The following is a 6,000-nucleotide window of genomic DNA, read 5'->3' as shown; positions in this document are numbered from 1 at the left end:
GGGGGGGGGGGTGGGGGGGGGCCGGCGCTGGGGCCCCGCCACCGGGTGTCAGCAGGTAGCGACGTGGCTCCACGGACCCCACGGGTCGGTGGTCGAGGGTGCCGTACCCGTGATGTAGTACCGAGCGGTGAACTCTGCGCCGTTGTAGCTGACGCGCTCGCCGCCGCGGTAGATGGTCGTGGCGTCCCAGGCAGGGGCCGCACAGGTTCCCGTGCCGGTGCCGTTTCCATCGCCGTTGCCGGTGCCATCGCCGTTGCCGGTGCTGACCTCGTCGACCACCGTCGCGCCGCGCAGGTGGTCGTACGTCGTGGAGTAGTCCACGCCATCGATCGTCACGATCACGTTGGAGAACTGCGCGACAGGCAGCGTCCACTTGAGGTTGTTGACGATCTCGCCGCCGTTCGCGGGGATGCCACCTGTGGGCACCGTGAACTGAGCGGTGTGGAAGTCTCCGTCGAGTCCGCCGATGTTGTCACCGGTGTGCCCCTTGGAGATGGTGGTGGTGCCGAACCCGCTCCAGTCGCTCATCTCACCGGTGTCAGTGGTGGCGTACTGGAAGGAGATCTTCGAGCCGGCGGGGATGTCCACCGTGCCGTTGTTGGTGAAGACCACCTTGGGTGCGATCGGGTAGTTGTTGTCGCCCAAGGCGAACTCGGTGTAGTCGATCGCGATGTCCAGCGCCTGCGTGGGCATCACGCGGTCGGCGTTGGCCTTGGTGGCGCCGTAAGGCGTGGCCGTCGAGAGGGTCTCGTGCATGATGCCCACGAGGGTGTCGCCCATCTCGTACTGGCCCTTCGACGTGTTGTAGTCGAAGTCGCCTGCGAACTCCCAGATCATCATTCCGCCGAGTCCGGTGTCGGCCACATAGTCGGCCTTGGCCTGGATGGCCTCGGTCGAGTCACCCGACAGGAACGTCCTGGTCTGGGCGTTCCACCACCACTCGTTCTTGGTGACGGTGTCGAAGTAGCGCACGTAGTCACCCTCGAGGGTGTCGGTCACGCCGTAGGAGGCGACGTAGTCACCGGTCACGCCGTTCTCCAGGTTCAGCGCGTGCCAGATGGGGTTCACGCCCGCCGGGATGGCAAGGCCGCTGGGGTCGGTGTCGTACCAGAGGTTGTCGAGGCCTTCAGCACCGTAGCCGCACTTGTTGTTGGTGCCTGCGGGGCAGTTGAAGCCGGCCGGGGCCTTGGCCGTACCGCCCATGCCGTTCTCACCGCCGTTGACGCTCTGGAATCCGCGAGTGTAGAACGGCACACCGAGGTTCACGCGTCCACCCTGCATGGCGCCACGCCAGTAGGCGGACGACCAGTCACCGTTGAGGTAGCCGATGCCCTTGTAGGCGCCGTACACGCCCGCAGCGGACAGCTCGGGGTCCTTGCCGTCGTCGAACAGTGCGCCGTTACCGCCGACGTACTCGTTCCACGCACCGTGGAGGTCGTAGGTCATCATGTTGACGTAGTCGAGGTACTGGGTGACCTGGTTGACTTCCATGCCACGCAGCAGCCAGCCGGACGAGGGCACCGCGGCGGTGAGCATGTAGTACTCGCCGTCCTCAGCGCCGGCCGCGTCGAGCTTCTCGCGCAGCGTCTTCATGAGGTCCACGTAGCCGTCGAACAGCTTGCCCCTGCGGGCGTCCGAGAACGAGAAGTCGTCCGGGTTGCCCGCCTGGCCGTTGGAGGTGGGGTATTCGTAGTCGATGTCGATGCCGTCGAACCCGTACTCGCGGACAAAGTCCACGACCGAGTCAGCGAAGGTGTCGATGCGCGCCTGCGAGTCAGTGAGCGTGTAGAAGCCACCGTTGGCCACGCGGTCACCGTTGGCGTCGAAGTAACCGCCGGTCTCTGCCCAGCCACCCACGGCAGGGATCACCTTGACGCCGGGGTTGGCCTTCTTGTACTTGGACAGCAGGTTGAAGTAGCCGTCGTAGGGCAGGGTCGGGTCCATCTCGGCTCCCGCGACGCCAGGCCACGTCATGTCAGTGGCGGCGTTTCCGGCGACATCAGCGTTGACGGAGACCTTCCAGTCGTCGTCGATGTGCGCGAACGCGTAGTTGATGTGCGAGATCTGGTCCCACGGGATGTCGTTGGCGAGGTAGGACGGCTGACCGTTCTTGCCGGTACGCCATGACGTGAAGTAGCCGATGATGCGGCGGTCGAGGTCGTTGGGCAGAATCTCGCGGCCGTCGGTGTCGTACACGTCGCAGTAGGGCGTGTTGACACCGGGGGTCTGCGCCATGCCGTCCGGACGACACACCTCGTCTGGGTTGGCGTCGGGGTCGGGTGTCGGCTCCGTGGTGGGCTCGGTCGTCGGCTCGGTGGTGGGCTCCGTGGTGGGCTCGGTCGTCGGCTCGGTCTTGGGCTCGGTCGTCGGGTCCGTGGTCGGCTCGGTCGTGGGCTCGGTCGTCGGTTCCGTGGTCGGTTCCGTCGTGGGCTCGGTCGTCGGCTCGGGGGTGGGGTCGATGGAACCGCACGCGCCCTGGGACTCCCAGGCGTTCCACGGTGAGGCGCCGGGGACATCCCAGCTACCAGGCCACCACTTGGACTTCCAGTTCTGGCCGTCGCGCGAAACGACACTTCCCGCGCGGTAGTCGCCAGTCGATTCCCAGGCGGGCGCGCAGTCGGCAGCGGCCGCCCCGGTGGCCGTCGCGGTGACCGCGACGGCTGCGAGCATGGTGCCCATCAAGGCGGTCGCCGCGCTCGCGGCTACCCCCTTGCGTGCACGAAGGTTGAGAGTTGCCATCAGGGGGTTTCCTCGCGTTCCGCCTACACAGCAATGTGCAGGCCATCAAGGGGGACAGTGACGTCCACTCACGCTACGGAGATGCCCGCCTGGGCGACATTGGGGTTCACCACATTGTTAACTTTCCTGACAAACCCCTACGTACGTAGATACCCGTACGTAGTGCGGCGGGCTAGGACCGATGCGCGAACATCACCAGTTCGACGCGTGAGCGCAGGCCCAACTTGCGGTAAACCCGGCCCAGGTGGACCTCGACAGTCCGGATCGACATGTAGAGCTCTCGGGCCACCTCGCGGTTGGACAGTCCCTGGACGACGAGGGATGCCACCTCCCGCTCGCGGGCGGTGAGAGGCTCGTCCCATCCAAGGGCCCTCAACTGCTCCGTGCTCAGGTCTGTCTCAGACAACACGGCGGAAAGCTGGGCAGAGTCTGCCTCATGCTCGGCGGGCACGCTCGTGGCATCCTCCCGGTCGTGAAGCGCACCGGACGCGGCTTGTCCAACCGAGGTGTTGACCGCGTCGGCCTCGGCACGTACCGCCGTCGTCCACGACGTCGCACCAGCCTGCTCAAAGAGGTCGACGGCCGCGAGGTAGTGGGTATCTGCTCGTTCGCGCTCACCGTGCCGCGCGAGCGCACGCGCAATACTCAGTTCGGTACGGGCTTGTTCGTAGGGGGACTCGTGGGCGAGGGCGGCCTCGTTGGCGGCCACCACGCGGTCCCACAACTCGTCAGCATTCGTGACGGCAAGCGCGGCGCGGGCGCGCGCGAGCACTCGCGCCGCGGGGGTCATCACGCCACCCCGTTCCTTGACCTTCTCAGCCGCGTTTGCAGCGTCGCGCTCGCGTCCGGCCATCGCCCAGGCTTCTGCGGCGTCGAGTCCCGGCACGCCGAGGGCCGCTGCCGTGTCGGTAGCCTCTCGCTCGGCGACCAGTTCGAGCACGGCGGCGGCGTGGACAAACTCGCCGGCGAGAGCGGCCGCGAGCGCGCGATCGACCAACTTGCCTTGGCGCACGGGCGCGAGGGAGCGACACACTGAGGTGGTCTCGAGCGCCTCGAACGTGGGAGAGACCTCGCCGTTGCACAGCAGGTCAAGCCTGCGTCCCAAGGTGATGCCGAGCCCCGCCAGCACGTAGCCCACTGGAAGCACCCCGCAGGCCAGATGCAAGGTCGCACGCGCCCGCACCAAATCCCCCGCGCGGAACTCCACGAGTGCCTGCACCACGCGAAGGTGGGCTTCCACGAGGGGGGTCGCTGCACGCTCCGGCCCGTCGAACCAGGACCGGGTCGACCTCATGGGTGCCAGGTCGGCGGCAGTCGACGCAAGCAGGCGCGCAGCCGTCGCACACTGGTCACGCGCCATCAGGTCCACGCCCCGCGCGATGGCGATCAGCGTCTCATCGTCGGCGTGGCTCGGGTGCATGGGCAACTCGTCACCGCTGCCCGTGCCTGAGGAGCACAGGGCGAGCCAGGTGCGGGCGAGCGCGGGTACGCCTTCACACCCCGCGCCCTGCGACACTCTCGCGGCAAGGTCTGCCATGCGACGCGCGTCGCTGGGTGCACCTCGCTCGATATGCAGGCACGCAGCAGCGGCGAGGCCGCGTGCGACATCACGACGCATGGCTCTGGAACCGCGAGGAGGAGCCGCCTCGTGGAGCGCGTCCGCGACCGTCCTCTCAATGAGCTCGTCCGGGATGCGGCCGTCGACCATGGTCTGCGTCATCGTCACGGCCAGCAACGTGCGCGCCCGTGCGGCGAGATCACCGCCTCTGGCGACGTGCGGAAGCCAGTGGGCAGCATCGTCCATGTGCCCGGCGAGCATCGCGGCGACGCCTGCAGCCTCGATTGCGGCGAGTCTCGCGGGACCGGATGCGTGTCCCACGGCTTCCCGGGCCACGGCATACGCCCACTCACAGTCGCCATGACGCAGGTGTCGAACCGACAGCGCCAGCAGCGGCTCGACCACGGTGGGGTCACCCTCGAGCGAGTGAAGCGCACGGTGCCACGTTGCGAGGTCATCGTCCCCGGCAGCCGCGTGTGCGCGTTGAATCGCCACGTGCGCGGCAGTGCGCTGCGTCAACGATGCCTCCGCGTGCACCAGGGTGCGCAGGCGCTGGTCGACAAAGCGGAATCGTCCAGCTGTCAAGACCAGATGGGCCGCGATCGGTTCGCTCGTGAGCCGGGCGATCCCGACCTCGCAGGCGTCAGCCAGAATCTCGACACGGTCGACCACCATCGCAGAAGCGATGAGCAGAATCCGAAGGTCCTCGCTGGTGAGGGCCGCGACGGCTGGCGCGAGCACCGCCGCAGTCGCGCTTCCGAGCGGCAGAGGATCCGGAAGTACGGCCCCACCCGAGAGGTGCTCAGCGGTGAGCAGGCGCGCCGTCTGGATCATGCAAGCGGGGTTGCCTGCCAGGCGGTCAACGAGGCGCTCGGCGACGTGCGGCGCGACGGGGCCGCACCCCGCCTTGGCGAGAACTACGAGCGCATCGTCCCGGCGCATCGGCTCCAATTCTCGGACGTCCACGCCGTACGGGAGCCGCAGGTCATCGAGAGCCCCCGATGCCGAGGCGATGAGGGCCACCCCTCCTTCCCCGGTGGCCAAGTCGAGCAGGAAGTCAGCCACGCCAGGCTCGAGCGCATCAATGTCGTCGGCCACCACGGCGAGCGTGCGTCCAGCGAGCGCCCCGATCAACTGCGCCTCGAGGTCGTCGTGGCCGCCGGTGGGCGCCTGGCGCGGTGCGGCTCCAAGAGACTCGAGGAGCGCCAAGACCAACGATGCGGGGGTGCGCTCATGGCCCGGGCGGGCCGGCGCGACCCTGACGAGCACCGACGTGCGGTCACGCCTGAGTCGCAACGACTCTGCGACCGCATCGAGCAGGCTGCTCGAGCCCATGCCCGGCTCTCCGTGCCACACGATCGCACCGTGGCCGGAGCGCACGCGGTGCAGGGCCCTAGCAATCTCTTCTTCGCGAGCACGATGACGGACCAGCGCGTCGACGTCGGGGACGCTGGCGGCACTCACTGACACGCGTGATTGCGCCGTCGCCGCCATCGGGACCCCTTCCATCCACCCTGCTAAACCCGCATGAGACCAAAGAGTAGCAATGCGGACATTGCTACCGATTCACGGTCGTTTGGGGCGCTGCCACGCCCCTCACGGGGGGCACGCTCAGGAGGGGGGGTCCGCTCCTTTGCGTACGTGCCGTGCACGCTACGCCCTCGGATCGATTCGATCCCAATCCCGAGAGAGAACCGTTGCCG

General features: G+C 67.7%; 3 protein-coding genes. 1 reads left to right on the top strand and 2 read right to left on the bottom strand.

Annotated features, from left to right (window positions below; translation table 11 throughout):
* Positions 1–48 precede the first annotated feature (48 nt).
* Entirely contained in the window at positions 49–2,235 is a 2,187-nt protein-coding gene (locus ACK5NO_RS07330) for a glycosyl hydrolase family 18 protein (protein ID WP_416812004.1), read from the bottom strand.
* Here ACK5NO_RS07330 and ACK5NO_RS07325 point away from each other — a divergent pair.
* Positions 2,234–2,587 (top strand): glycine zipper domain-containing protein, encoded by a 354-nt coding sequence (locus tag ACK5NO_RS07325; RefSeq protein ID WP_416812003.1) that lies wholly within the window; start codon positions 2,234–2,236, stop codon positions 2,585–2,587. The genes ACK5NO_RS07330 and ACK5NO_RS07325 overlap by 2 nt on opposite strands.
* Positions 2,588–2,911: 324 nt before the next feature.
* On the opposite strand, the gene ACK5NO_RS07320 is transcribed toward ACK5NO_RS07325, so the two are convergent.
* Positions 2,912–5,761 carry a LuxR C-terminal-related transcriptional regulator gene (locus ACK5NO_RS07320; protein ID WP_416812002.1) on the bottom strand — a complete coding sequence of 950 codons (2,850 nt, stop codon included), beginning with the start codon at positions 5,759–5,761 and terminating at the stop codon, positions 2,912–2,914.
* Positions 5,762–6,000 lie beyond the last annotated feature (239 nt).

Source organism: Demequina sp. (genome assembly GCF_047975725.1).
Taxonomy (GTDB): domain Bacteria; phylum Actinomycetota; class Actinomycetes; order Actinomycetales; family Demequinaceae; genus Demequina.
Note: the sequence above shows the minus strand (reverse complement) of the source record. Positions and strands in the feature narration are given on the sequence as shown.

Bases quoted from the DNA above. Each gene is read 5' to 3' on its own strand.
- ACK5NO_RS07325 (WP_416812003.1), top strand. From the start codon at position 2,234: ATGCCGTCCGGACGACACACCTCGTCTGGGTTGGCGTCGGGGTCGGGT.
- ACK5NO_RS07330 (WP_416812004.1), bottom strand. From the start codon at position 2,235: ATGGCGCAGACCCCCGGTGTCAACACGCCCTACTGCGACGTGTACGAC.